Origin of the sequence: Dryocola clanedunensis subsp. sulfonylureivorans (assembly GCF_016756775.1) — a bacterium.
Lineage (GTDB): Bacteria > Pseudomonadota > Gammaproteobacteria > Enterobacterales > Enterobacteriaceae > Dryocola > Dryocola clanedunensis.
In genome coordinates this window covers 108,620-133,379 of the sequence record NZ_JAERMU010000004.1, presented here as the reverse complement: position 1 = coordinate 133,379, position 24,760 = coordinate 108,620, and the positions used below count along the sequence as shown (strand labels likewise).

The 24,760-nt window shown below is 52.3% G+C and carries 22 protein-coding genes; 12 read left to right on the top strand and 10 right to left on the bottom strand.

Features of this window, described 5'->3' with window-relative positions:
- Positions 1-35: 35 nt before the first annotated feature.
- Together HYQ67_RS05455 and HYQ67_RS05450 are read left to right on the top strand one after the other, a co-directional pair.
- Positions 36-1,718, top strand: a complete 1,683-nt coding sequence (locus HYQ67_RS05455) for a sulfatase-like hydrolase/transferase (protein ID WP_202302136.1) — start codon at positions 36-38, stop codon at positions 1,716-1,718.
- A gap of 57 nt (positions 1,719-1,775) precedes the next feature.
- Complete coding sequence (locus HYQ67_RS05450; protein ID WP_202302134.1) at positions 1,776-2,930, top strand: anaerobic sulfatase maturase; 1,155 nt, start codon at positions 1,776-1,778, stop codon at positions 2,928-2,930.
- Positions 2,931-2,963: 33 nt separating this feature from the next.
- Here the strand turns inward: HYQ67_RS05450 and yajL are convergent, their stop codons facing one another.
- Positions 2,964-3,557 (bottom strand): protein deglycase YajL, encoded by a 594-nt coding sequence (gene yajL, locus HYQ67_RS05445; RefSeq protein WP_202302132.1) that lies wholly within the window; start codon positions 3,555-3,557, stop codon positions 2,964-2,966.
- The gene (gene panE / locus HYQ67_RS05440) at positions 3,517-4,431 is read right to left on the bottom strand and encodes a 2-dehydropantoate 2-reductase (RefSeq protein WP_202302130.1); all 915 of its coding nucleotides are present in this window, start codon (positions 4,429-4,431) and stop codon (positions 3,517-3,519) included. The genes yajL and panE overlap by 41 nt, the downstream gene beginning before the upstream one ends.
- A gap of 138 nt (positions 4,432-4,569) precedes the next feature.
- Between panE and HYQ67_RS05435 the strand changes: the two genes are divergently transcribed.
- Entirely contained in the window at positions 4,570-5,061 is a 492-nt protein-coding gene (locus HYQ67_RS05435; protein WP_202302128.1) for a YajQ family cyclic di-GMP-binding protein, read from the top strand.
- A 16-nt stretch (positions 5,062-5,077) separates the two neighbouring features.
- Here the strand turns inward: HYQ67_RS05435 and HYQ67_RS05430 are convergent, their stop codons facing one another.
- The 8 genes from HYQ67_RS05430 to HYQ67_RS05395 form a co-directional block, all read right to left on the bottom strand.
- Positions 5,078-6,442, bottom strand: a complete 1,365-nt coding sequence (locus HYQ67_RS05430; protein WP_202302127.1) for an MFS transporter — start codon at positions 6,440-6,442, stop codon at positions 5,078-5,080.
- A 148-nt stretch (positions 6,443-6,590) separates the two neighbouring features.
- The gene (gene cyoE, locus HYQ67_RS05425; RefSeq protein ID WP_202302126.1) at positions 6,591-7,478 is read right to left on the bottom strand and encodes a heme o synthase; all 888 of its coding nucleotides are present in this window, start codon (positions 7,476-7,478) and stop codon (positions 6,591-6,593) included.
- Between the two features lie 11 nt (positions 7,479-7,489).
- On the bottom strand, positions 7,490-7,819 hold the full coding sequence (locus HYQ67_RS05420) for a cytochrome o ubiquinol oxidase subunit IV (protein WP_202302125.1): 330 nt from the start codon (positions 7,817-7,819) through the stop codon (positions 7,490-7,492).
- Entirely contained in the window at positions 7,819-8,433 is a 615-nt protein-coding gene (locus HYQ67_RS05415; RefSeq protein ID WP_202302124.1) for a cytochrome o ubiquinol oxidase subunit III, read from the bottom strand. Before HYQ67_RS05415 ends, HYQ67_RS05420 begins: the two co-directional genes overlap by 1 nt.
- Positions 8,423-10,414, bottom strand: coding sequence for a cytochrome o ubiquinol oxidase subunit I (gene cyoB / locus HYQ67_RS05410; RefSeq protein ID WP_202302123.1), 1,992 nt, complete (start codon positions 10,412-10,414; stop codon positions 8,423-8,425). The genes HYQ67_RS05415 and cyoB overlap by 11 nt, the downstream gene beginning before the upstream one ends.
- 16 nt (positions 10,415-10,430) lie before the next feature.
- Complete coding sequence (gene cyoA / locus HYQ67_RS05405) at positions 10,431-11,378, bottom strand: cytochrome o ubiquinol oxidase subunit II (protein ID WP_202302122.1); 948 nt, start codon at positions 11,376-11,378, stop codon at positions 10,431-10,433.
- 485 nt (positions 11,379-11,863) lie between these two features.
- Positions 11,864-13,339: a muropeptide MFS transporter AmpG gene (gene ampG, locus HYQ67_RS05400; protein WP_202302121.1), complete on the bottom strand. Its 1,476-nt coding sequence runs from the start codon at positions 13,337-13,339 to the stop codon at positions 11,864-11,866.
- Between the two features lie 48 nt (positions 13,340-13,387).
- Positions 13,388-13,966 (bottom strand): lipoprotein, encoded by a 579-nt coding sequence (locus tag HYQ67_RS05395; protein WP_202302120.1) that lies wholly within the window; start codon positions 13,964-13,966, stop codon positions 13,388-13,390.
- A gap of 303 nt (positions 13,967-14,269) precedes the next feature.
- On the opposite strand from HYQ67_RS05395, the gene bolA reads away from it, so the two are divergent.
- From bolA to HYQ67_RS05350, 9 genes are all read left to right on the top strand, one after another.
- Complete coding sequence (gene bolA, locus HYQ67_RS05390) at positions 14,270-14,587, top strand: transcriptional regulator BolA (protein ID WP_202302119.1); 318 nt, start codon at positions 14,270-14,272, stop codon at positions 14,585-14,587.
- Between the two features lie 357 nt (positions 14,588-14,944).
- Positions 14,945-16,243: a trigger factor gene (tig, locus tag HYQ67_RS05385; RefSeq protein WP_202302118.1), complete on the top strand. Its 1,299-nt coding sequence runs from the start codon at positions 14,945-14,947 to the stop codon at positions 16,241-16,243.
- Positions 16,244-16,559: 316 nt separating this feature from the next.
- Entirely contained in the window at positions 16,560-17,183 is a 624-nt protein-coding gene (gene clpP / locus HYQ67_RS05380; protein ID WP_167612148.1) for an ATP-dependent Clp endopeptidase proteolytic subunit ClpP, read from the top strand.
- A gap of 131 nt (positions 17,184-17,314) precedes the next feature.
- On the top strand, positions 17,315-18,589 hold the full coding sequence (clpX, locus tag HYQ67_RS05375) for an ATP-dependent protease ATP-binding subunit ClpX (RefSeq protein ID WP_202302117.1): 1,275 nt from the start codon (positions 17,315-17,317) through the stop codon (positions 18,587-18,589).
- A gap of 185 nt (positions 18,590-18,774) precedes the next feature.
- Entirely contained in the window at positions 18,775-21,129 is a 2,355-nt protein-coding gene (gene lon, locus HYQ67_RS05370; protein ID WP_202302116.1) for an endopeptidase La, read from the top strand.
- Positions 21,130-21,339: 210 nt separating this feature from the next.
- Entirely contained in the window at positions 21,340-21,612 is a 273-nt protein-coding gene (hupB, locus tag HYQ67_RS05365; RefSeq protein WP_202302115.1) for a nucleoid-associated protein HU-beta, read from the top strand.
- Positions 21,613-21,838: 226 nt separating this feature from the next.
- Complete coding sequence (gene ppiD, locus HYQ67_RS05360; RefSeq protein WP_202302114.1) at positions 21,839-23,713, top strand: peptidylprolyl isomerase; 1,875 nt, start codon at positions 21,839-21,841, stop codon at positions 23,711-23,713.
- 148 nt (positions 23,714-23,861) lie between these two features.
- The gene (locus HYQ67_RS05355) at positions 23,862-24,242 is read left to right on the top strand and encodes a ComEA family DNA-binding protein (protein ID WP_202302113.1); all 381 of its coding nucleotides are present in this window, start codon (positions 23,862-23,864) and stop codon (positions 24,240-24,242) included.
- A gap of 119 nt (positions 24,243-24,361) precedes the next feature.
- A complete protein-coding gene (locus HYQ67_RS05350) occupies positions 24,362-24,760 on the top strand; it encodes a YbgC/FadM family acyl-CoA thioesterase (protein WP_202302112.1) in 399 nt (132 codons plus the stop codon).

Here is a 24,760-nt window from a genome sequence, read left to right as displayed (position 1 = left end):
AAAATAACCATCGTTTTTTAACGAGGATATCTTTTATGGCAAATCAACTACGTAAAAACTTACTGGCCTCATCTGTCTCCTTTATTCTGGCTTCCGGAATGCTAATGTCATCGGCATATGCTCAGGATGGCAATCTCAAAGCTACCAAAACCAATGTGGCATTTTCTGACTTCACGCCGACGGAATACAGTACGCAAGGTAAGCCAAACGTCATTATTCTGACGATGGATGACCTGGGCTACGGACAGCTTCCGTTCGATCAGAAATCTTTTGCACCGCAGTCGATGCAGAATCGTGAGGTGGTTGATACTTATAAAATAGGTATCGATAAAGCCATTGAGGCGGCAAAGAAATCGACGCCAACCCTGCTCTCATTGATGGACGAAGGTGTGCGCTTTACTAATGGCTATGTGGCTCATGGCGTGTCCGGGCCGTCACGTGCCGCGATCATGACGGGCAGATCGCCTGCTCGCTTTGGCGTGTATTCCAATACAGATGCTCAGGATGGCATTCCGCTGAATGAAACGTTCCTGCCGGAGTTATTCCAGAATCATGGCTACTACACGGCGGCTATCGGCAAATGGCATTTATCAAAAATCAGCAATGTGCCGGTCGACAAAGATAAACAAACTCGCGATTACCATGACAATTTCACCACTTACTCGGCGGAAGAGTGGCAGCCACAGAACCGTGGTTTTGATTATTTTATGGGCTTCCATGCGGCGGGAACCGCGTACTACCACTCACCCTCGCTGTTCCGCAACCGGGAGCACATCAAGGCAAAAGGTTATATCAGCGATCAGCTGACGGATGAAGCGATTGGCGCGGTCGATCGCGCGAAAACCCTTGACCAGCCTTTTATGCTCTACCTGGCCTATAACGCCCCCCATTTGCCTAATGACCATCCTGCCCCTGCGCAATACCAGCAGCGGTTCAATACCGGCAGTTCAACGGCGGATAACTTCTACGCGGCCATCTATTCCGTCGATCAGGGCGTGAAACGGGTGCTGGAGGAGTTGAAGAAAAATGGTCAGTACGACAACACTATTATCCTCTTCACCTCAGATAATGGCGCGGTGATCGACGGACCGCTGCCGCTCAACGGTGATCAGAAAGGGTACAAGAGCCAGACATTCCCCGGCGGGACGCACACGCCGATGTTTATGTGGTGGAAGGGAAAATTACATCCAGGCAGCGAATACAGCAAACTCATTTCGGCGATGGACTTCTACCCTACAGCGCTGGATGCGGCAGAGATCGCCGTTCCCGCCAGTCTGAAGCTGGACGGCACTTCGCTGCTGCCTTATCTGACAAACAACAAAACAGGTGAGCCGCATAAATACCTGGATTGGGTAACGTCCTACTCCCACTGGTTTGACGAGAAAAATATCCCGTTCTGGAATGGTTACCACAAATATGTTCGCCATCTGTCGGATGATTATCCAGATAACCCCAATACGGAAGATCTGAGCCAGTTCTCCTATACCGTGCGCAGCAATGATTACTCGCTGGTCTATACCTTCGAGGATAAGCAGCCTGGACTGTATAAACTCGACGATCTGCAGCAGAAAAATAATCTGGCAGCCGCTCATCCGGACGTCGTAAAAGCGATGAAAAGTGAGGTGACAGGCTTTATTGCGGGGAGTAAACCGCCGCTAAGCCAGATCAATCAGCAAAAATTTACCAACATCAAAACGTCACTTGGTGAAGAGCAGTAAGCCCACGCTAGTCTGACGGCAGGGAGATCCCTGCCGCATTATTTTGCAGAGAAAATCATGCATATCACGGCAAAACCTACGAGTTATCAGTGCAATATTCAGTGCGACTACTGTTTCTATCTGGGGAAGGCTGCTCAATTTAGCCGCCAGGGCTGGATGGATGACCAGACGCTGCGAAGCTTTATCAAAAATTACATCCGTGCCGCCAGCGACAACGTCCATTTCACCTGGCAGGGTGGAGAGCCTACGATGGCGGGGGTAGATTTTTTCAGGAAGGCTGTAGCCTTGCAGAAAAAGTATGGGGGCGGGAAGAAAATCTTTAACGCGCTGCAAACCAACGGCATTTTACTAAATGATGAGTGGTGCCAGTTTCTGAAACAGCACGACTTTTTGGTGGGGATCTCCATTGACGGTCCCGAAGCGCTGCACGACCGCTATCGCCAGACTCGAGCCGGTAATGGGACCTTCAAAAAGGTCATCTCGGCGATTGACCTGCTCAAAAAGTATGGTGTCGAATTCAATACATTAACGGTGGTGAATAATATTAACGTTGGCCACCCTCTGGAGGTCTACGAGTTTCTGAAATCCATTGGCAGTCGTCATCTGCAATTTATTGAACTGCTGGAGACCAGTAAGGCAAACATTCAGTTTGATGGGCGCACGGACGTCGGCAACATTATTGACTTCTCGGTGCCCGCTGTCAGCTATGGCAAATTCATGTCTGAGATTTTTAAACGCTGGGTGAAGTACGATGTCGGCACGGTTTTCGTTCGTCAGTTCGAAACTTTTGTGAGTCGTTTTTTAGGTAATGGGCATACAAGCTGTATTTTCCAGCAGGCCTGTCGCGACAATTTTGTGATGGAGTCCAATGGCGATCTCTATGAGTGCGATCATTTTGTCTATCCACAGTACAAAATCGGCAACATCAGCGACGCCTCGCTTTCTTCACTGCAAAGCAGTCGTCTGACCGCACAGAAGCAGGTACTGTCCAGTGATTGTCTGAACTGTATCTATAAGCCTGTTTGCAATGGAGGATGTCCAAAGCACCGTATTATCCGGGGTGGAGGTGGGCAGGTCTCGTACTTTTGCGCGGGCTATAAAACACTTTTTGCCACGATGACACCCTATATGAACGCTTTTGTGGAGCTTGCCCGCAATGGTATCCCGCTAGAGAAGATAATGGATATTGCGGAGCAAATTGAATCGGCGTGAGCGCGATCCATTTGCCCGCAAGGGAGGTGAGTTTTAATAATCCCGGTAGCTATAAATTCCGGCCGCCATTACCAGCTGCTGCGACACCTCATGGGCCTTCTCGCGCCCGACCAGCAGGTCGATAATCTTCAGGGCGAAATCAATGGCTGTACCCGGCCCCTGGCTGGTGAGCAAATTCACACGCGGGTCCCAGACCACGCGTTTGTCCTGCCACTGGCCTTCAGGAATCGTCTCCTTCAGGCCGGGGAAGCCGGTCATATTGCCAATCGGGAAGATCTCGTGGGGCACCAGCACCGTACCGGCCGCCGCACAGAGGGTGGCGACGATACGGCCGGAGAGATGAAACTGGCGCACGGTTTCCACCAGCAGCGGGCTGTCGCGGAAGCATTCCGCGCCTTTCAGGCCGCCGGGCAGAACAATGACGTCAAAATCACCGTCTGCAACTTCCACCAGTGGCGCATCAGCCACGATTTTTACGCCGCGTGAGCAGGTGACCGTGAGGTGACCATCGCTGGCAACGCTCGCCGTTGTCACTTTGATGCCCGCGCGGACCAGCAGGTCGATGGTGGTGACGGCTTCGGTTTCTTCAGTCCCAGGTGCCAGGCAGACCAGAGCTTGAGCGCTCATATTCATTCTCCTTACGCTTAATCTGCTCGTAGAGTCGGCTATTTACCGGCAGGTTCAGGCCGTGGGCCCGCGCACGCTGGAGTAAATACCCGGTGATATAGTCAATTTCAGTGTGCCGCTGCACCCGGATATCCTGCAGCATCGAAGAGATATTCGCGGCGGTGCTGTCGATAACCTGCTCAACGTAGTAGAGCAGGCTATCCGCTGAGGTATGGTGACCTTCACGCTCCATAACCTGCGCCACTTCGTCACAAATACTCACTACCTCGTCGTAATGATACTTTAACTCGCCGTTAGGGCAGTTGTACAAAGCCGTCAGCGGGTTTATCGCGCAGTTAACCGTGAGTTTTTTCCAGCTGGCGGGCAGGATGTTATCGTGCCAGGCCACGTCAGGCAGTGCGTGATGCAGCGTTTCTGCCAGGCGACTGAAGTCGCTCCCTGCGGCATTGCCTGGCCCAATGTGAGTGGTGCCGCGGGCGACGTGCACGATAACATTGCCGTCACGCCTTGCGGCATGGGTAGTCACCCCCAGCAGAACTGGCTGACGCAGCATCTTCAGTTCTTCCAGTGTTCCCATACCGTTGTGCAACAGCAGGATCGGGCTGGATTCAGGCAGCGTTGCGGCGAGCGTTTTTACTGCACCTGAAACCTGCCAGGCTTTGAGCGTAACCAGCAGCAGATCGCTGCCGGCGAGGAAATCCGGATCGTTGGCGGTCAGCGATTCATTAAAAGTACTGCCATCCACATCTACCAGATTGACCGGACAGAAAGGTTGGGGAACTCGTAACCAGCCCTGGACTTCATGTCCTTGTTTTATCAGCGCTGCCAGCCAAAGCTGACCTAGCGCACCGCATCCCAGTACGGTGATTTTCATGTCGCCTCCCCATCCACAACCTGCGCGGATGTTTTACGTATTCTATAGTATATCGGGCTCTCTCCTGTTTTAACGGGTTGTTTTGCGTGGCCCAGCGGGTATTATGCAACGCAACAAAAAAGAGAGGGAGAAGAAAACATGCCATCTTTTGACATCGTGTCTGAAATTGATATGCAAGAAGTCCGTAACGCGATTGAAAACGCAGAGCGTGAAGTCGCGACTCGTTTCGATTTTCGCAACGTGCCGGCAACCTTTGAGCTGAATGAGAAAAACCAGTCCATTAAGGTCGCCAGCGAGTCTGATTTCCAGGTCAACCAGCTGCTGGATATTCTGCGTGCCAAGCTGCTCAAGCGCGGCATCGAAGGTGCATCTATCGATGTGCCCGAGGAGTTTACCCACAGCGGTAAAACCTGGAGCGTGGAAGCGAAGCTCAAGCAGGGCATCGAAGCGCCGATCGCCAAGAAAATTGTGAAGCTGATCAAAGACAGCAAAGCAAAAGTTCAGGTGCAGATTCAGGGCGAAGAGCTGCGCGTAACGGGCAAATCTCGTGACGACCTGCAGGGCGCAATGGCGCTGGTCCGTGGTGGCGATCTGGGGCAGCCGTTCCAGTTTAAAAACTTCCGCGACTGACCCATTCAAAGGGGCTTTATGCCCCTTTCACCAGCTGTTCTATCTCAAATCGGTTCGTTATCTTGCTGTCGATCTTCACGTAGGCGCTGCGCTCCTGCGGGATGATATTCGCATCGCTTACGCCCGGCTGCGCCAGCAGTCTTGCTTTCAGCTCTACGTCATTTTCCGCATCTTCCGGCAGCTCGATTCGCAGGCTGGCAACGTATGGCGGTTCCGACATGGTGGAGCTGACAAGCAGCCAGACCATTGCCAGCAGCGCGCCTGCCAGGAATACCGTCTGGGAATCAAACATCCCGTCCAGCCAGCCGCCCAGCGAGCCGCCAATGGCCACGCCGATAAACTGGCTGGTGGAATAGATCCCCATGGCGGTGCCTTTGAAACCCGCAGGCGACTCTTTGCTGATAAGCGAGGGCAGAATAGCTTCCATCAGGTTAAAGGCGAGGAAGAAAAGCTGCACGCCAATCACCAGCTCCCAGAAATGTGGGCCGGAACCCCAGAGCACGATTTCAGCGATCAGCAACACGGCCACGCAGCCGACAAACACGCGCTTCATGCGGCGCTTCACTTCGGCATAGATAATAAACGGCACCACGGTGGCAAAGGCGATCAGCATCGTGCAGAGATAAATCTTCCAGTGTTGCGCGGCGGGGAAGCCTGCCAGCTCGAGCTGGCCGGGCAGGGCGACAAAGGTCGACATCAGCATGATGTGCAGGCACATGATGCCAAAATTGAGTTTCAGCAGCTTAGGTTCGGCGAGGACTTTGCTGAAGCAGCCTTTCACCATACCGGATTCGCGGTTCAGAACATGCGTTTGCGTGTTGGGAACGACCCAGAGGGTGATGATTATCCCTACCGTGGCGAGAATAGCGATCATCCAGAAAAGCGCGTTCAGACCGAGACTGTGGGTGATAATCGGACCCAGTACCATGGCGATGGCGAAGGTTATCCCGAAGCTGACGCCAATAAAGGCCATCGCCTTCGTGCGGTTCTGCTCACGGGTAAGGTCGGAAAGTAGCGCCATTACGGCGGCAGCTATCGCCCCGGAACCTTGTAAAGCGCGGCCAAGAATGATGCCCCAGATGGAACTGGAAAGGGCGGCAATCACGCTGCCGAGTACAAAAATCAGTAGTCCACCGACAATCAGCGGCTTACGACCAATACGATCGGAGAGCAAACCGAAGGGGATCTGGAATATTGCCTGCGCGAGGCCGTAGATACCAATCGCGAGGCCAATCAGCGCTTCACTCGCGCCCTGCAGGGACATCCCGTAAGTAGTAAGAACCGGCAGCACCATAAACATGCCGAGCATGCGCAGTGAAAACACCGTGCCTAAACCCCACGTCGCTCGTAGCTCGACGGGCGTCATTTTGTAATCGTTCATTACCACCTCTGATGAAAAACCGGTCTTAGTGTAGTGCGTGGGCAGGGGAGGGTAAACATCTGCTTATGTAACAAATGTTACAGGGTGGAACCGCTTGATGATGCTAATAAAAAAGGGCACCGAAGTGCCCTTTTATGAGGTTCACGACTTAGCGAACGTAAGTCAGCAGATTGTGCGTGTCTGCCGCCATAAAATCGACCGACATCATTACGCTCAGGGAGGTAATGGCAACGATTGAAAAGACGAACAGTTTGCGCGCCCAGACCTTATCGTCCTCCACTTTATACCCACGCAGCGCCATGCCTAACCACCACACGCTGACCGCAGCGGCAACAACCAGATATTTGTATCCGGCGTAACCACCCAGCGTCAGCATCAATGTGGCAACGGCAAACGCAATGATATAAAGGGTGATATGGTTCTTCGCCACCGAAATGCCTTTCACAACCGGCAGTACCGGAATGTTAGCGGCCTGGTAATCTTTAAAGCGGAAGATAGCAATCGCATACGAGTGCGGCATCTGCCACAGGCTAAAGATAGCCAGCAGGATCAGGGCACCGGTGTCGAACTGGCCGGTGACGGCACAGTAGCCAATAACCGGAGGTGCCGCGCCCGACAGGCTGCCAATCAGCGTGCCGTAAACAGACTTGCGTTTCATATAGAGGCTATAGACCCCGACATAAACCACGAAGCCCATCACGCCAAGCCACATGGCTAACGGATTCGCACCAAACCACAGCAGCATAAAGCCAGCAATACCCAACAAGGTGGCATACACCAGCGACATTTTCGGTGAAATCAGGCCTTTGACCAGCACCCGATTCTTGGTTCTCTCCATTTTACGGTCGATATCGCGGTCGATGTAGTTGTTATAAACACAACCAGAGGCCACCACCAGCGACACCCCTACGAGGGTGAAGAGAAACAGGGGATAATCAATACTGCCCTTTGAGGCCAGTAAAAATCCCCCAATGACAGAAATTAAATTACCGAAAATAATTCCTGGTTTCGTTACTTGCAGGTATTGCTTAATCATACACGCCGCTCTTAGTGAACCATCATGTTCTGGTTGAGGTTCCACATAATCCAGATCGAACCGATTACCAGAATGGCGATAATCAGCGCGGTAAAGACAAAGGCAACCAGGTTCCAGCGCTCGCTTGAAGAGGTATTCAAGTGCAGGAAGCAAACCAGGTGGACCAGAATCTGTACGACTGCGGTCACCAGAATCACGCCAAGCATCGTGGCGTGGGAAGCTGTACCTGTCATCACTATCCAGAACGGGATCGCCGTCAGGATGATAGACAGGATAAAGCCGGTCATATAGGTCTTCACGCTACCGTGGTGGGCGCCTGCGTGTTCAGTTGAATGACTCATTACATCGCCCCCATCAGATAAACGACTGAGAATACACAGATCCATACAACGTCAAGGAAGTGCCAGAACAGGCTCAGGCACATCAGACGAGCACGGTTAGTGCTGGTCAGGCCGCGGCGCGCGACATGAATCATCATGAACGCCATCCACACCAGACCAGAGGTGACGTGCAGACCGTGGGTACCTACCAGCGCGAAGAAGGCTGACAGGAAGCCGCTACGATCCGGGCCGTAACCTTCCTTGATCAGGTGATGGAACTCATAGATTTCCATCCCGACGAAGCCCGCACCAAACAGGAAGGTCAGCGCCAGCCAGGAGATAACCTGGCTCTTGTTGCCTTTGTTCATGGCGATAATCGCCATGCCGTAGGTGATGGAGCTGACTAACAGCAGGGCAGTCTCAACCAGTACGAACGGCAGTTCGAAGATGTCTTTCCCTGCCGGGCCACCGGCGGTGCCGTTCACCAGAACGGCATAGGTAGCAAACAAGCAACAGAACAGAATGCAGTCGCTCATCAGGTAGATCCAGAAACCAAAGACCTTATTGGTTCCTGCATCGTGATGCCCATGCTCAGTGGCGTGGGCACTTGCTTGATTGATAGTCTCAGTTGACATTTTTCAGCCCTGCTTTGGTAATTTCATCGAAATGCTGGTTTTCCAGTTTTTCGACTTCCGCAACCGGAACATAGTAATCCACGTCTTCGTCGAAGCTCTTCGCAATCCAGGTCACGATCATGCCGGCAAAGCCGATAATCGCCAGCCACCAGATGTGCCAGATCATCGCGAAACCAAACACGGCGCTGAATGCGGCAATGATGATGCCCGCTGCGCTATTACGCGGCATATGAATCTCTTCATAGCTGGTTGGCTGCTGGTACGCTTCGCCTTTCTCTTTCATTTCCCAGAATGCGTCACGTTCGTGAACGTGTGGCAGATGGGCAAAGTTGTAGAACGGAGGAGGAGAGGAGGTTGCCCACTCCAGCGTACGACCACCCCATGGGTCACCGGTCAGGTCACGATTCTGCTCGCGGTCGCGAATAGAGACGTAGAACTGAATCAGCTGGCACAGGATACCGCAGGCAATCAGCGCCGCGCCGCCCGCTGCAACAACCAGCAGGGTGTGGAACTGCGGATCGATCTGCTGGCTCAGACGACGGGTCATCCCCATGAAGCCCAGCACGTACAGCGGCATAAACGCCACGAAGAAGCCGATGATCCAGAACCAGAAGGCGCGTTTGCCCCAGCTTTCGTTCAGGGTGAAGCCAAACGCTTTCGGCCACCAGTAGGTCAGGCCCGCGAAGCAGCCGAACACCACACCACCAATGATAACGTTATGGAAGTGAGCGATCAGGAACAGGCTGTTGTGCAGCACGAAGTCCGCACCCGGCACTGCCAGCAGAACGCCGGTCATGCCACCGATGGAGAAGGTGACGACGAAGCCGATGGTCCACAGCATCGCTGAGTTAAAGACGATGCGACCCTGATACATGGTGAACAGCCAGTTGAAGATCTTCACCCCGGTCGGGATGGCGATAATCATGGTGGCGATACCGAAGAAGGCGTTTACGTTCGCGCCGCTGCCCATGGTGAAGAAGTGGTGCAGCCAGACGATGAACGAAAGTATGGTAATCGCGATGGTCGCCCACACCAGAGAGGTGTAGCCGAACAGGCGTTTTTTGGAGAACGTAGCAACCACTTCCGAGAACACGCCAAACACCGGCAGCACCAGGATATACACTTCCGGGTGGCCCCATGCCCAGATGAGGTTGATATACATCATCATGTTGCCACCCATATCATTGGTAAAGAAATGGGTGCCAAGGTAGCGGTCAAGGGTTAACAGCGCGACGGTCACGGTAAAGATTGGGAACGCAGCGATAATCAGTACGTTGGTACACAGCGAAGCCCAGGTAAAGACCGGCATCTTGAACATGGTCATGCCAGGGGTACGCATATTCAGGATAGTCACAAAGAAGTTAATACCCGTCAGCGTCGTACCAATACCGGAGAGCTGCAGACTCCATATCCAGTAGTCGACGCCGACCCCCGGACTGTACTCAATGCCGGACAGCGGTGGATAGGCCACCCAGCCGGTCTGTGCAAATTCACCCACCCCAAGAGACAGGTTAACCAGCACCACGCCGACAACCGTGAACCAGAAGCTCAGGTTGTTCAGGAACGGGAAGGCAACGTCACGGGCACCAATCTGCAACGGCACGACGATGTTCATCAGGCCGATAACAAATGGCATCGCTACGAAGAAGATCATGATAACGCCGTGGGCGGTAAAGATCTGATCGTAGTGATGAGGCGGCAGGAAGCCTGCTTCCCCGGCGGAGGCCAGCACCTGCTGGCTACGCATCATGATGGCGTCTGCAAAACCACGCAGCAGCATGACGATGGCGACAATAACGTACATGACGCCAAGACGTTTGTGGTCAACCGAGGTGAGCCACTCTTTCCATAAATATTCCCACTTACCGAAGTAAGTGATAGCCGCAACCAGCGCCAGTCCCCCGACGATAATTGCTGCAACCGTAACCATGATAATGGGTTCATGGTATGGGACTGCATCCAGTGTAAGTTTTCCGAACATTTTTATTCCTCGGCCCCTAGTGAGAGGTTTCCGCGTGACTCATGTCCATGCCTTCCATACCTTCGTGTGCCGCGTGCTCACCTTCTGGCTGGGTCATGTCCATGCTCTTCCCGTGTCCCATGAATTTATCAATAACATCTTTGAACAAATCAGGTTTAACAGCGGAGAAGTATTCGACTTTGTTGTATTCGCTAGGCGCTGCCAGCTTCTCGTAGGTCGCCATATCGTTCATGACTTCCGGAGATTGCTTAGCTTTAGCTACCCATTGGTTAAAGGTGTTCATATCTGGCGTCGCAATTGCTTTGAACTTCATGCCAGAGAAGCCTTTACCGCTGTAGTTAGACGAAATACCGTCGTAGGTGCCTGCTTCATCCGCAATCAGGTGCAGTTTGGTCTGCATGCCTGCCATTGCGTAGATCTGGCTACCGAGTCGCGGAATAAAGAAGGAGTTCATCACCGAGTTAGAGGTGATTTTGAATTCCACTGGGGTGTTGGCCGGGAAGGCGATTTCATTAACCGTGGCGATACCCTGCTCCGGATAGATGAAGAACCATTTCCAGTCCATGGCGATAACTTCGATGGTCACCGGCTTCGCTTCATGAACCAGCGGTTTGCTGGGCTCAAGGGCGTGCGTGGTTTTCCAGGTCAGTACCGCAAGGAAAATGATGATGAGGATGGGAATCGTCCAGACAACAGCTTCAACTTTGTTCGAGTGCGACCAGTTAGGGCTGTATTTGGCGTTTTTGTTTGAAGCCCGATACTTCCAGGCAAAACCGATAGCCATCGCGATAGCTGGGATAACGACGATCAACATCAGCCCGAGAGCTGTCAGTATCAAAGAACGTTGTTCCAGTCCAATCTGTCCTTTGGGGTCAAGCAGTGCAGAATCACAGCCACTGAGTAAAAATGTGCCAGCGATTAATGACAACCATCCCAAACTTTTATTGTATTTCCTGAGTCTCATTTAACGACCTCAATTCCGGGGGAGCTCTATTGTCGTTTAAAGTGTGCCGGCATTTTACGGGAAGGTTACATTACTGTAAACATGAATGGCGTAGTGTCAGTGGGGTGTTACTGGGTTCTGCCGTCGATGTCACACGAAATGCAACAAATCTATAAGAGCGCACGATCCGTGCGCGCTGGCGTGATTTATAACAAAAACCTATGCCTGCAGATATAGTACGGGATAATTGGTATAACTAATGGTTTTGTTGAACAATAAATTAACAAATCCGCATCATTTAATAAACGATATAAGCGCAAAGTAATTTCGCACCGGGCTGAATCGTTAATGTCAAAAAGCCTGAAATGCGCGTCGTGCAGGTTATTAAAAAAATCACACTGTAAAAGTGGAACACCAGAATTGTAAATTTTATTGCTGCTTATTTCGGCAAATTAATAACGGTGCTGAATAAATAACGGTGGTAATATTTATTTCGCACCGTTTTGTCACAGTAGTGCCGTTCTGCGCAAAGCGAGGTAATCCAGCAGGCCGCCAAACACCACGCCGCCGAGAGCAAACAGCGCACCCCATTCGAGGATCTGGAGATTGAACGCCCAGGCGGTCAGGCCCAGCGAGTTAGTGATCAGAATAACCAGCCAGACGCCAAGCAGTATGCAACCAAACGTCAACGCCCTGAGCGCCAGCCGATAGGCCGGAGCAAACTCGCTGCGTGGCATAAAGCTTTCCGTTTGCTGGGTGTATTCGAGGGTGGATTTACAGATCAGTAATAGCAATATCCCCGGCACCGCTGCGAATACCGAGAAAAGATAAAATGTTGGCCAGCCGTGAGCTTCGACAAACCAGCCGGCAATTGGCCCCACGTACACCCGTCCTACCGCGGAGAGAGCGGAAAGCAGGGCGAACTGGGTGGCAGAGAATGACTTATTACACAGCGTCATTAATAACGCCACGAAGGCCGCAGTGCCCATGCCTCCGCAGAGGTTTTCGAAGAACACGGCGGCAGCCATACTGAACATGTGCTTGTCCGAGATGGACAGCAGCCAGTAGCCGGCGTTGGACAGACCCTGTAACACGCCAAAGATCAGTAGCGCCCGGAACAGGCTCAGGCGCTGCATTAACACGCCGCCGTACAGCGCGCCGAGAATCGTGGCGAACAGGCCCAGCGTTTTATTCACCACGCCAACTTCACCCGCATCGAAGCCTACCCCACGGATCAGAAAAGTGGTGGTGAGGCTCATGGCAAACGCATCGCCCAGCTTATACATCACAATCAGCAGCAGGATCAGCCAGGCGTTATTGCGCCCGAAGAAATCACGCAGCGGTGCGACAACCGCCTGTTCGATGCTGCGGGGAACAGGAATGGCATCGCCAGGCTCGGGGGCCAGAATAGTGGCGACAATACACGGCAGCATTAGTGCCGCCATCAGCCAGTACATCGCCTGCCAGCCAAGGAAGCGATCGGCCAGCCAAAGCGCGAGGCCGCCGGAAACCAACATCGCCAGGCGATAGCCAAGTACGCTGATTGCTGCACCCGACCCGCGCTCTTCGGCAGACAGGACATCTGTCTTCCAGGCATCGAACACAATATCCTGAGAGGCAGAGCAGAAAGCGATGATCACCGCCAGCGCCGCCATCCAGCGTAGCTGTGACCCAGGCTCAAGAAAGCCCATTGCCGCAATGGAAATCAGCAGCAGTATTTGCGTAATCAGCAGCCAGCCGCGCCGACGGCCCAGCATCGGCGGCGTATACCTGTCCATCACCGGCGACCAGAGAAACTTAAAGACGTAGGCCTGGCCAACAAGGGAGAAAAAGCCGATGGTTTTCAGATCGATGTTTTCGACCGTCATCCAGGCCTGCAGGGTGCCGGAGGTCAATGCGAGGGGGAGCCCGGAGGCAAAGCCAAGAATCAGTAGAATGGCTGATTTCGGCTCAAGAAATTTGCGTAAATACTGACTGGACATGCGAGGCTCGGATTTTAAGCCCGCGAGATGCGGGCTTATAGGCAAAAATTAACGCGCGTTCTGTTTAATAAAGTCGTGAACGCTGGTGTCCTGGGCCATATCAGCAATGGTATCGGTCAATACGGAGTTAACCGCGTTGGCAATATTCTTGTTGGTTGCCTGGAACGCCCCTTCAACATTGTAGTTAGAACGGTAGTTCTTGGTCATCTTGTTGCCGTTCTGCGCGGTAGCAACGATAGAGATGTCCGCTTTAGTGGCAATGTTGTAACGCACGTTACCCTGGGAGACATCGGCATACAGCTGGTTGACGATGATCTGTAGGGCTACCGGTGCGCTTGGCCCAATCATATAGCCGCGAGCGGTCATTTGCTTTTCCAGCACTTCCTGCAGCAGGAAACGCAGATCGCGTGACGGGGTCAGGGTCACCAGCTGGTTATCGCGGGTCACTTTTGCAAGCGCCTGGTCGGTACGCTGATCAGCACCGTTGATGCTGACAGTCACCCCCATCAGGCTTGGATCCTGCTGCGGCAGGTTGATGATCGGTGCCACATCAATGGTGGTTGGCGGTGTTGCACAGCTGGCCAGCATAAAAACGGCGACCAGCGGGAAGAGTAATTTTTTTAACATGTTCGCTATCTCAATGTACTTAAAGGGGCGGGCAGAAAAAACAGGTCATCATAACACTGCGTCTGCCCAGTGGAAGTGCCTGACGCACGGAATTTCATCGCGTTGCGCTTTAAATGAACACTTACAAAGCAATCAGACCGATTTCGTGCCGATCTTTGCCTTAATAGCATTAAGCTACAGCAAGTTGGCAGTAAAAATCAGATGAAAGCTAAATAATTGTTGGCGTTACGTTATTAAAACGGTTAAAAGCGGCTAAGATTTAAAGGGATGAGTGGCATCTCTGCGTTGTTGAGGAGAAAGTTCATGATGGTACGCGAGCAAATAGAAACAAAATTAAGGGCAGCCTTTGAACCCGTGTTCCTGGAAGTCGTGGATGAAAGCTATCGTCACAATGTCCCGGCGGGCTCAGAGAGCCATTTCAAAGTTGTGCTGGTCAGCGATCGCTTTGTGGGGGAACGTTTCTTAAATCGCCATCGCCTGATTTACGGAACATTGAGCGAAGAGCTTTCTAACACTGTTCACGCTCTGGCCCTGCATACCTACACCATTAAAGAGTGGGAAGGGTTGCAGGATACAATTTTTGCCTCTCCGCCCTGTCGGGGGGCTGGCAGCATCGCCTGAAAAAACTTTCGGGTTTGCAACGATGGGAGCTTTCCCTTTTTGTTGCTCTCTGTTAAACGTATTTCCCAAAACGGCCTGCGGGCCGTTTTGTTTTGTCCTGGATTGCTCCTGGTTTTTGCAGGGATCTGGCAATAAATTCCCGTGAAGTGTGAAAAAGGCCGCAGTGACGTTGTGTTGCCGTTCTCGACTCACCTTGGTGATGCCGCTATAATGCTGCGTCTTATTTTTCGGAATGTCTTCGGGACGATTCTGACGACAGGGAATGTGATTCTGATACAGAGGACATCCCGGTTCTGTGAAGCACTATAAGACGGCTTCCAGAGTTGACCGAGCACTGTGATTTTTTGAGGTAACAAGATGCAAGTTTCAGTTGAAACCACTCAGGGCCTTGGCCGCCGTCTCACGATTACTATCGCTGCAGACAGCATCGAAAACGCTGTAAAAAGCGAGCTGGTCAACGTGGCAAAAAAAGTTCGTATTGACGGCTTCCGCAAGGGCAAAGTACCGATGACTGTAGTCGCTCAGCGTTACGGCGCTTCTGTTCGCCAGGACGTTCTGGGCGAGCTGATGAGCCGCAACTTCGTTGATGCAATCATCAAAGAAAAGATCAATCCAGCAGGCGCGCCTAATTACATCCCGGGCGAGTACAAAATGGGCGAAGACTTCAACTACTCCGTAGAGTTTGAAGTTTACCCGGAAGTGGAGCTGCAGGGTCTGGATGCAATCGAAGTTGAAAAACCGGTTGTAGAAGTGACTGACGAAGACGTTGACACCATGTTGGACACCCTGCGTAAGCAGCAGGCAACCTGGAAAGACTCTGACGCGGCTGCAACTGCAGAAGACCGTGTGACTATCGACTTCACCGGTTCCGTAGACGGCGAAGTCTTCGAAGGCGGCAAAGCGTCTGACTTCGTACTGGCAATGGGCCAGGGTCGTATGATCCCAGGCTTCGAAGATGGCGTTGTTGGCCACAAAGCTGGCGAAGAGTTCACTATCGAAGTGACCTTCCCGGAAGATTACCACGCTGAAAACCTGAAAGGTAAAGCGGCTAAGTTCGACATCGTTCTGAAGAAAGTTGAAGAGCGTGAGCTGCCAGAATTTACCGAAGAGTTTATCAAGCGTTTCGGCGTTGAAGATGGCTCCGTTGCTGGCCTGCGTACCGAAGTGCGTAAAAACATGGATCGTGAACTGAAAGGCGCAGTGCGTAACCGCATCAAGTCTCAGGCAATCGACGGCCTGGTTAACGCTAACAACATCGACGTGCCTGCGGCACTCATCGACGGTGAAATCGACGTGCTGCGCCGCCAGGCTGCTCAGCGTTTCGGTGGCAACGAGCAGCAGGCTCTTGAACTGCCTCGCGAACTGTTTGAAGAGCAAGCTAAGCGCCGCGTTGTGGTTGGTCTGCTGCTGGGCGAAGTGATTCGTACCCATGAACTGAAAGCTGATGAAGCTCGCGTTAACGGTCTGATCGAAGAAATGGCTTCTGCCTACGAAGATCCGAAAGAAGTTATCGAGTTCTACGGCAAAAACAAAGAGCTGATGGACAACATGCGTAATGTTGCTCTGGAAGAACAAGCTGTTGAAGCCGTTCTGGCAAAAGCGAAAGTTTCTGAAAAAGCGACTACCTTTAGCGAACTGATGAACCAGCAAGCGTAAGCATAATTTTTGGCATCATCGCCAAAATTTTGCTGCATCAAGCCCGTCACCTACAGGTGGCGGGCTTTTTTTATCTCTTGCAGAGCATTTTTGGGATGAATTAACGAAGTTTCAGGGTTAGCGTTACAAGAAAAGGTTGTTATGCTTGAAACAGGGCGAATCCATCCCCATAAACAGGGCATGGCTCCAAAAATACGACCCTGACTGATAATCCGTCCATGAAAGGTAACAGGCGCAAGGAACGTAGTCTTCTTTTCGCGTCTCAAGTAGAATCAGTGCAGTAGGTTAGAAGGCTTAATTACTCCAGGAGACGGAAATGTCATACAGTGGCGAACGAGATCAATTAGCACCCCATATGGCCCTGGTGCCGATGGTTGTTGAACAAACATCGCGTGGTGAGCGTTCATACGATATCTATTCCCGTCTGCTCAAGGAACGTGTCATCTTCATGACCGGACAGGTCGAAGATCATATGGCTAACCTGATTGTGGCGCAGATGCTGTTTCTGGAAGCAGAAAACCCGGAAAAAGACATCTATCTCTACATTAACTCACCGGGTGGCGTCATTACGGCGGGTATGTCTATCTACGACACCATGCAATTTATTAAGCCGGACGTGAGCACTATCTGTATGGGACAAGCTTGTTCCATGGGGGCTTTCCTGCTGACTGCTGGTGCGAAGGGCAAGCGTTTCTGTCTGCCGAATTCGCGCGTAATGATCCACCAACCGCTGGGCGGCTATCAGGGACAAGCAACGGACATTGAGATCCATGCCCGTGAAATTCTGAAAGTTAAAGCCCGCATGAACGAACTTATGGCGCAACACACCGGTAAATCTCTGGAAGAAATCGAGAGAGACACCGAGCGTGACCGTTTCCTCGCTGCCAGCGAAGCGGTAGAGTATGGCTTAGTTGACTCGATTCTGACTCACCGCAACTAATGCCCGAAAACAGTGGGCTCTATACTATAGTTGTAGTAACGGCCCGCTGGCGCTTACGATTGGCTGTGCCGCAATAATGGCACTTGCGTCGTTTGCAACGGCGCAAAGAAACAGATAAGAGGTTTTGCTTTATGACAGATAAGCGCAAAGACGGTTCAGGCAAACTGCTGTACTGCTCTTTTTGCGGCAAAAGCCAGCATGAAGTGCGCAAGCTGATTGCCGGGCCGTCAGTGTATATCTGCGATGAGTGTGTCGATTTGTGTAACGACATCATTCGCGAAGAGATCAAAGAAGTGGCTCCGCATCGCGAACGTAGCGCACTGCCGACGCCGCATGAAATTCGTCACCACCTCGATGACTATGTCATCGGTCAGGAACAGGCTAAGAAAGTCCTGGCGGTGGCGGTGTACAACCACTACAAACGTCTGCGCAACGGTGACAGCACCAACGGTATCGAACTGGGCAAAAGTAACATCCTGCTCATCGGGCCGACCGGTAGCGGTAAAACCCTGCTGGCAGAAACCCTGGCACGTTTGCTTGATGTTCCATTCACCATGGCAGATGCCACGACGCTGACCGAAGCGGGCTATGTGGGTGAAGATGTGGAAAACATCATTCAAAAACTGCTGCAGAAATGCGACTACGACGTGCAGAAAGCACAGCGTGGTATCGTTTATATCGATGAGATCGACAAAATCTCCCGCAAATCTGACAACCCGTCCATCACTCGTGATGTCTCCGGTGAAGGCGTGCAGCAGGCGTTGCTGAAATTGATCGAAGGTACCGTGGCCGCGGTTCCACCACAGGGCGGACGTAAACATCCGCAGCAAGAGTTCCTGCAGGTTGATACATCTAAGATCCTCTTCATCTGCGGTGGCGCATTTGCCGGTCTCGACAAAGTTATCGCTAACCGCGTTGAAACCGGTTCGGGGATTGGCTTTGGCGCAACGGTGAAAGGCAAGTCTGAAAAAGCCAGCGAAGGCCAGCTGCTGGGCCAGGTGGAACCAGAAGATCTGATCAAATTTGGTCTGATCCCTGAGTTCATCGGTCGTCTGCCGGTGGTTGCGACCCTGAGCGAGCTGAGCGAAGAAGCCCTGATCCAAATCCTGAAAGAGCCGAAAAACGCCCTGACCAAGCAGTATCAGGCGCTGTTCAATCTCGAAGGTGTGGATCTGGAGTTCCGCGACGAAGCGCTGGACGCAATCGCCAGGAAAGCGATGGCGCGTAAAACCGGTGCTCGTGGTTTGCGTTCTATCGTTGAAGGGGCGCTGCTCGATACCATGTATGACCTTCCTTCAATGGAAGATGTCGAAAAAGTGGTGATCGATGAAGCCGTTATCGACGACCAGACCAAGCCGCTGTTAATTTACGGAAAGCCAGAAGCGCAACAAGCTTCTGGCGAATAATTCGCCAAAATAACCAGTCGGTTAGTGTAAAAAGGGGGATTTTTATCCCCCTTTTATTTTTCCTGCCATTCCGGCATTGAATGCCCGGGAAACATCCCCATATACTGACTTACTTGCAGGTCGATGCCATAAGAGCGGAGGCATCGCCCCATCACCTGGCGGAAATTAAACTAAGAGAGAGCTCTATGAATCCTGAGCGTTCTGAACGCATTGAAATCCCCGTATTGCCTTTGCGCGATGTGGTGGTTTATCCGCACATGGTCATTCCACTGTTTGTTGGGCGTGAAAAGTCTATTCGCTGCCTGGAAGCGGCCATGGACAACGATAAAAAAATCATGCTGGTGGCGCAAAAAGAGGCTTCCACGGATGAGCCGGGTGTAAACGACCTGTTCTCGGTGGGGACCGTTGCGTCTATTTTGCAGATGCTGAAGCTGCCCGACGGCACCGTTAAAGTGCTGGTGGAAGGTTTACAGCGCGCGCGTATTACCACGCTTTCTGACAACGGCGATCATTTTACTTCCCAGGCGGAATACCTCGACTCACCGGCTATAGAAGAGCGTGAGCAGGAAGTCCTGGTACGCACAGCGATTAATCAGTTTGAAGGCTACATCAAACTGAACAAAAAAATCCCGCCGGAAGTGCTTACATCGCTGAACAGCATCGATGATCCAGCACGTCTGGCTGATACCATTGCCGCGCATATGCCGTTGAAACTGGCGGATAAACAGTCTGTACTCGAGATGTCCGATATTAACGAACGTCTTGAATATCTGATGGCGATGATGGAGTCCGAAATCGATCTGCTGCAGGTTGAGAAACGCATTCGCAACCGCGTTAAAAAGCAGATGGAAAAGAGCCAGCGCGAGTACTATCTGAACGAGCAAATGAAAGCTATTCAGAAAGAACTTGGCGAAATGGACGATACGCCGGACGAAAACGAAGCGCTGAAACGCAAAATCGATGCGGCTAAAATGCCGAAAGAAGCGCGCGAAAAAACCGAAGCGGAACTGCAAAAGCTGAAAATGATGTCGCCAATGTCTGCGGAAGCAACCGTAGTGCGTGGCTACATCGACTGGATGGTGCAGGTACCGTGGAACGCACGCAGCAAGGTCAAAAAAGACCTGCGTCAGGCTCAGGAAGTTCTTGATACCGACCACTACGGTCTGGAACGCGTCAAAGATCGTATCCTTGAGTACCTCGCAGTGCAGAGCCGCGTCAACAAGCTCAAAGGGCCAATCCTGTGCCTGGTTGGGCCTCCTGGGGTGGGTAAAACTTCTCTGGGCCAGTCCATCGCGAGAGCGACCGGACGCAAATACATCCGTATGGCGCTTGGCGGCGTGCGCGATGAAGCTGAAATTCGCGGCCACCGTCGTACCTATATCGGTTCGATGCCGGGCAAGCTGATTCAGAAAATGGCGAAAGTTGGCGTTAAAAACCCACTGTTCCTGCTTGATGAGATCGACAAAATGTCTTCCGACATGCGTGGCGATCCTGCATCGGCTCTGCTGGAAGTGCTTGATCCAGAACAGAACGTGGCCTTTAACGATCACTACCTGGAAGTGGATTACGATCTCAGCGACGTGATGTTTGTTGCGACCTCGAACTCCATGAACATTCCGGCGCCATTGCTGGACCGTATGGAAGTGATTCGTCTGTCCGGCTATACCGAAGACGAAAAGCTGAACATCGCTAAACAGCACCTGCTGCCGAAGCAGATTGAACGTAACGCCCTGAAAAAAGGCGAGCTGACAGTAGAAGACAGCGCGATCTCCGGCATTATCCGTTATTACACCCGTGAAGCGGGCGTGCGTAGCCTGGAACGTGAAATCTCCAAGCTGTGCCGCAAAGCCGTGAAACAGCTGCTGCTGGATAAAACGCTGAAGCACATCACCATTAACGGCGATAACCTGAAGGATTTCCTTGGGGTACAGCGCTTCGACTATGGTCGTGCAGATAGCGAAAACCGTGTCGGCCAGGTCACTGGTCTTGCGTGGACGGAAGTGGGCGGCGATTTGCTGACTATCGAAACCGCCTGCGTGCCGGGTAAAGGCAAGCTGACTTATACCGGTTCACTCGGTGAGGTTATGCAGGAATCTATCCAGGCTGCGCTGACCGTTGTTCGTGCGCGGGCAGAAAAACTGGGCATCAACGGCGACTTCTATGAAAAACGTGATATTCACGTTCACGTACCAGAAGGCGCAACGCCGAAAGACGGCCCAAGCGCGGGTATCGCCATGTGTACAGCGTTGGTTTCCTGCCTGACAGGTAATCCGGTGCGCGCAGATGTCGCGATGACCGGTGAAATCACGCTGCGTGGGCAGGTGTTGCCAATCGGTGGTTTGAAAGAAAAACTGTTGGCTGCTCACCGTGGTGGCATTAAAACGGTCCTGATTCCGGACGAAAATAAACGCGATCTGGAAGAGATTCCGGACAACGTGATTGCCGATCTGGATATTCATCCTGTTAAGCGTATTGAGGAAGTTCTGGCTCTTGCTTTGCAGAATGAGCCCTACGGCATGCAGGTTGTAACCGCAAAATAGTGACCTGACGCAAATACAGTTAAGAAAAACAGGGCTGGTAAGTGAATTCTCACTTGCCAGCTTTTTTTTGTATCGCTAAGTTAGACTGCTGGCTAAGTCAGCCTCGCATAACGGATGTTGTGCGGGCATGGCAGGCCTGATATAACTGCTGCGCGGTCGTGCTTTGATGGGTATGGGTACGATATAAATAATAACGAGAGGAAGAGAAGAGTGAATAAATCTCAACTGATAGACAAAATTGCCGCAGGTGCTGATATTTCTAAAGCTGCGGCTGGACGTGCGTTAGATGCTGTTATTGCCTCTGTTACCGAAACTCTGCAGTCCGGAGAAGACGTAGCACTGGTTGGCTTTGGTACTTTCGCGGTTAAAGAGCGTGCTGCCCGTACAGGCCGTAACCCTCAGACCGGTAAAGAGATCACCATTGCTGCAGCGAAAGTCCCAGGGTTCCGTGCGGGTAAAGCGCTGAAAGACGCGGTAAACTAAGTTCGATTATCTGTTAACTTAGCCGTAAAGCTTTGTCAGGGGCGCATCATCAGATGTGCCTTTTTTGTTTTAGCCGTCTTATTTTGCGCTTGCATGATGATTTGGAGCGGGTTTCTTGTCACAATAGCCCTCTTGTGCGCAGCGGCAGAGCTCGGCGCGTTCGAAAGGATGCACTGGCATCTGCGCAGGGTTTACCTATTACACTACAGCGGAGTGTTGTATCACCATGATGGACAATTTACGCGCGGCGGCAAACCACGTCGTGCTCAAGATCATTCTGGGTCTGATTATCGTGTCATTCATTTTGACTGGCGTGGGTAACTACCTGATTGGCGGTAATGCCAATTATGCCGCAAAAGTTAATGGCCAGGAGATTGGTCGTGGGCAGTTCGAGAACGCAGTAGCCAGCGAGCGTAACCGCCAGCAGCAGCAATTAGGTGATCAGTTCTCTGAGCTGGCCTCCAGCGAAGGCTACATGAAGCAGATGCGCCAGCAGGTGCTCTCCCGCATGATCGATGAAGCGTTGATGGACCAGTACGCCAGACATCTTGGCCTTGGTATCAGCGATGAACAAATCAAGCAGGCTATCTTTAAAGAGTCTGCTTTCCAGAGCAACGGTAAGTTCGACAACGCCCGCTATAACGCCATTATCAGCAATATGGGGATGTCAGCCGATCAGTACGCACAGGCGCTGCGTAACCAGCTGACCACTCAGCAGCTGATCAATGCGCTGGTGGGAACCGACTTCATGCTCAATGGGGAAACCGACGAGCTGGCAGCCCTGGTGTCACAGGAGCGTCTGGTGCGTGAAGCGACCATTGATGTGGCTGCTCTGACGGCAAAACAAACGGCTTCCGATCAGGAAATCAGCGCCAGCTACGAGCAAAACAAAAACCGCTATATGGCGCCTGAGCAATTCAAAGTGAGCTACATCAAGCTGGATGCTGCATCTATGCCGCAAACCGTAAAAGATGAGGAAGTGCAGGCTTACTACGATCAGCACCAGGACGAATATACCCAGCCGCAGCGTAATCGCTACAGCGTGATTCAGACTAAGACAGAAGCGGAAGCGAAAGCCGTGCTGGATGAGCTGAACAAAGGCGGTGATTTTGCAGCACTGGCGAAAGCGAAATCAGCAGACATTATCTCTGCCCGCAACGGCGGTGATATGGGCTGGCTGGAGCCGGGCACCACGCCTGACGAGCTGAAAAATGCTGGTCTGAAAGACAAAGGCCAGCTGTCTGGCGTGATCAAATCTTCAGTCGGCTTCCTGGTCGTTCGCCTGGACGACGTCCAGCCGGCGAAAACCAAGCCGCTTACCGAAGTGCACGACGCCATTGCGGATAAAGTGAAACAAGAGAAAGCGCTGGATGCTTACTACGCGCTGCAGCAGAAAGTGAGCGATGCGGCAAGCAACGACAACGAATCTCTGGCTGGTGCTGAGCAGGTTGCGGGTGTTAAAGCGGTTGAAACGGGCTGGTTTGGCCACGACAACTTGCCAGCCGAGCTGAACTTCAAGCCTGTATCGGAAGCTATCTTCAACGGTGGTCTGGTCGGTCAGAATGGCACGCCAGGCAGCAACTCCGACATCATTACCGTTGACGGCGACCGTGCATTTGTTTTGCGTGTCACCGAACATAAGCCGGAAGCGATTAAACCACTGGCTGAAGTTCGTGACCAGGTTATCGCTCAGGTTAAACGCCAGAAAGCGGAACAGCAGGCTAAGCTTGACGCAAACAAACTGCTCACTGCGCTTAAACAGGGTAAAGGTCAGGACGAACTGAAAGCGGCAGGTCTGAGCTTCGGCGAGGCGAAAACCCTGGCCCGTACCGGCCAGGATCCTGTGAGTCAGGCTGCCTTCACCTTACCGCTGCCGGCAAAAGACAAACCAAGCTACGGTGTGGCGAACGACATGCAGGGCAACGTGGTTCTGCTGGCGCTGGATGAAGTGAAAGCGGGCACCATGCCTGCCGAGCAGAAAAAAGCGATGGTGCAGGGGATCACTCAGAACAACGCTCAGATTGCTTTTGAAGCGCTGATGACCAACCTGCGTAAAGAAGCGAAGATCAAGATGGGCGACGTGGTCGACCAGCAGCAATAATCTTCGGCGTTTCTCGCAGAAAACTGCAACAGAATGCAAAAATCAAAGGCCGCTTTCGCGGCCTTTTCCACATTTAACTTTCGCTAATTGTTGTGATTTTTTTCTCCGGTTAAGGTGGCATCGCTATCAAACACATGGAGGAAATAGCATGAAAACAGCAGTGAAAGCGTTGTGTCTTACCCTGGTTCTGGCTGGTGCTGGTGCCTGTACTCCCGCCCATGCGGCCCCTGCCAAAGCAACCCCCGTGGCGCAGACATCTCCTGCGGCGGAAAAGATCGGCCCAAAATCGCCCTCAGACAAAGTGAGCGAAGCAAAAGCCGTCGATCCGGATGACGGAGTAGTGAGTATCAACACTGCCAGCGCGGAACAACTTGCTCAGGCGCTGAACGGCGTGGGGCTGAAAAAAGCACAGGCGATAGTCAGCTACCGTGAAGAGTACGGCCCTTTCAAAGAGGCTGACCAGCTACAGGAGGTGCCGGGGATTGGCAGCGCGCTGGTGGAGCGTAACCGCGGGCGCATAAAACTTTAATAGATAGTGCGTGCAGGCTCGCGTAGTCAGAAAACTTTGCTACGCTAAATAACAGGTCATACCAGTTGGTGTGGCCTGGCTATCTTACCTGCTTATTAAAAATAAAAGGTCATCGCGCTATGCAGACACAAATCAAAGTTCGTGGTTATCACATGGATGTCTATCAGCATGTGAACAACGCCCGCTACCTGGAATTTCTGGAAGAGGCTCGCTGGGAAGGGCTGGAGAGCACGGCGGGCTTTCAGTGGATGAACGAACGCAACATCGCCTTTATCGTGGTGAATATTAATATCAGCTACCGCCGTCCGGCGGTGCTGGGGGACGTGCTGACCATTACCAGCAGCCTGCAGCAGCTAAACGGCAAAAGCGGCGTGCTGAGCCAGATCGTGACTCTGGAGCCAGAAGGCCAGGCCGTGGCCGACGCGCTGCTGACCTTTGTCTGCATCGATCTGAAAACGCAGAAGTCGCTGCCCATTGAAGGTGAACTACGCGAAAAGCTTGAGCAGATGATGGAGTGA

Excerpts from the sequence above, each read along its gene's own strand:
- HYQ67_RS05420 (WP_202302125.1), bottom strand. The coding sequence starts at position 7,819 with ATGAGTCATTCAACTGAACACGCAGGCGCCCACCACGGTAGCGTGAAG.
- HYQ67_RS05415 (WP_202302124.1), bottom strand. The coding sequence starts at position 8,433 with ATGTCAACTGAGACTATCAATCAAGCAAGTGCCCACGCCACTGAGCAT.
- panE (WP_202302130.1), bottom strand. The coding sequence starts at position 4,431 with ATGAAAATCACCGTACTGGGATGCGGTGCGCTAGGTCAGCTTTGGCTG.
- HYQ67_RS05395 (WP_202302120.1), bottom strand. The coding sequence starts at position 13,966 with ATGTTAAAAAAATTACTCTTCCCGCTGGTCGCCGTTTTTATGCTGGCC.
- cyoA (WP_202302122.1), bottom strand. The coding sequence starts at position 11,378 with ATGAGACTCAGGAAATACAATAAAAGTTTGGGATGGTTGTCATTAATC.
- HYQ67_RS05430 (WP_202302127.1), bottom strand. The coding sequence starts at position 6,442 with ATGAACGATTACAAAATGACGCCCGTCGAGCTACGAGCGACGTGGGGT.
- HYQ67_RS05450 (WP_202302134.1), top strand. The coding sequence starts at position 1,776 with ATGCATATCACGGCAAAACCTACGAGTTATCAGTGCAATATTCAGTGC.
- bolA (WP_202302119.1), top strand. The coding sequence starts at position 14,270 with ATGATGGTACGCGAGCAAATAGAAACAAAATTAAGGGCAGCCTTTGAA.
- clpX (WP_202302117.1), top strand. The coding sequence starts at position 17,315 with ATGACAGATAAGCGCAAAGACGGTTCAGGCAAACTGCTGTACTGCTCT.
- HYQ67_RS05355 (WP_202302113.1), top strand. The coding sequence starts at position 23,862 with ATGAAAACAGCAGTGAAAGCGTTGTGTCTTACCCTGGTTCTGGCTGGT.
- lon (WP_202302116.1), top strand. The coding sequence starts at position 18,775 with ATGAATCCTGAGCGTTCTGAACGCATTGAAATCCCCGTATTGCCTTTG.
- HYQ67_RS05455 (WP_202302136.1), top strand. The coding sequence starts at position 36 with ATGGCAAATCAACTACGTAAAAACTTACTGGCCTCATCTGTCTCCTTT.
- ampG (WP_202302121.1), bottom strand. The coding sequence starts at position 13,339 with ATGTCCAGTCAGTATTTACGCAAATTTCTTGAGCCGAAATCAGCCATT.
- yajL (WP_202302132.1), bottom strand. The coding sequence starts at position 3,557 with ATGAGCGCTCAAGCTCTGGTCTGCCTGGCACCTGGGACTGAAGAAACC.
- cyoE (WP_202302126.1), bottom strand. The coding sequence starts at position 7,478 with ATGATTAAGCAATACCTGCAAGTAACGAAACCAGGAATTATTTTCGGT.
- ppiD (WP_202302114.1), top strand. The coding sequence starts at position 21,839 with ATGATGGACAATTTACGCGCGGCGGCAAACCACGTCGTGCTCAAGATC.
- tig (WP_202302118.1), top strand. The coding sequence starts at position 14,945 with ATGCAAGTTTCAGTTGAAACCACTCAGGGCCTTGGCCGCCGTCTCACG.
- clpP (WP_167612148.1), top strand. The coding sequence starts at position 16,560 with ATGTCATACAGTGGCGAACGAGATCAATTAGCACCCCATATGGCCCTG.
- cyoB (WP_202302123.1), bottom strand. The coding sequence starts at position 10,414 with ATGTTCGGAAAACTTACACTGGATGCAGTCCCATACCATGAACCCATT.
- HYQ67_RS05350 (WP_202302112.1), top strand. The coding sequence starts at position 24,362 with ATGCAGACACAAATCAAAGTTCGTGGTTATCACATGGATGTCTATCAG.
- HYQ67_RS05435 (WP_202302128.1), top strand. The coding sequence starts at position 4,570 with ATGCCATCTTTTGACATCGTGTCTGAAATTGATATGCAAGAAGTCCGT.